Here is a 1,114-nt window from a genome sequence, read left to right as displayed (position 1 = left end):
CCGCGGTCAAGGGTGGCGTAGCCATCAGCGGAGCTGACGCCGTAGGCGCCCTTGACGGTGGAGGGGCGCGGGAACACAATGCAGGCCACCACCCAGTAGGGCCACGCGACCGAAGGTCGCGGATGCAGCCATGAGGCTCCTATTTCGAAGACTCCGCCATATCGGCTATGTGGCTTACCGAGAGGTTTCCAGCCTGGTTCTGCAATGCAGGCTCGGAGCCGTTCAAGATGGCCGCAAGCACTTCCTCTGGTGCATCAATGAGGTGGAGTGCGACGGCCACATGAAGCCGATCTCGCACCGAACTCTCAGGTGGAAGTTGGCGGGCCATGGTCAGTGCCTCTTCAAACTGCCTGTCCTTGCGCAGCTTGTCGAAGAAACTGATCAACAGTGCCCGGCTCTGGTTGGACAGGCGGAAGAAGAGAGCGGCGACAATCTCGATGATCAGGGCGGCGGAGAGCTGAACGCCTGCTACACCAGCCTGATCGAATCCGCCCCTCCCAACAGTCCACAGCGCTATAACAATGATTACAAACCCGACCGAGGCCGCTCCAAGCGAGAAGAAGAAGCTGATCTGAGCTTGCAGCAGGCTGCGAGAGTGGTACTGATTGAACAGGGCCGTGTTTGAAACGATCGCTGTTTCTGCGGCCGAGGTTGCGCCTTGGCGAATAAGGTCTTCACGTTCGGCGCGAGCGGACAGCACAATCTCGTCGGCGCCGACGTTGAACCTACGGCTGGCGAAGAACGCCGTAACTAGAATGCCAATGAGCGTTCCCGCAGGTGCTACCAAGAAAAGAATCGCACTCGTCGGATCTGTCATACCCCCGCCTATCGTCCTAGTCGGTATCGAACAGGACGTCGTGCGAAAGCGGCTAGGCGTTACGAGGATTCAGGACTCGGGACCACATCAGTCGTCCAGGCGAAGTGCTGACCGACTCGTGGGCGGCGGCGGAAGGCCTGTCGGGTACGGCTCTCGTCGTGCCCACACTTCTCGGCTATCGAATATTAGCCATCTCGGTTCAGGTGGTGACGGCGTAGCGCGTGGCCGACGCACCGGCGCGCCGGCGGGCGGAGCGTGCGGAGCCCAGCCGCTGCGGGCCGTAGTGCGGCGGCGGCG

General features: G+C 61.4%; 1 protein-coding gene. It reads right to left on the bottom strand.

The features are described 5' to 3' along the window. Window positions 1–139 precede the first annotated feature (139 nt). Window positions 140–817, bottom strand: coding sequence for a TRADD-N-associated membrane domain-containing protein (locus ACWDU1_RS32495; protein ID WP_450004241.1), 678 nt, complete (start codon window positions 815–817; stop codon window positions 140–142). Window positions 818–1,114: the final 297 nt, after the last annotated feature.

The organism is Nocardia sp. NPDC003345 (assembly GCF_053589395.1).
Note: the sequence above shows the minus strand (reverse complement) of the source record. Positions and strands in the feature narration are given on the sequence as shown.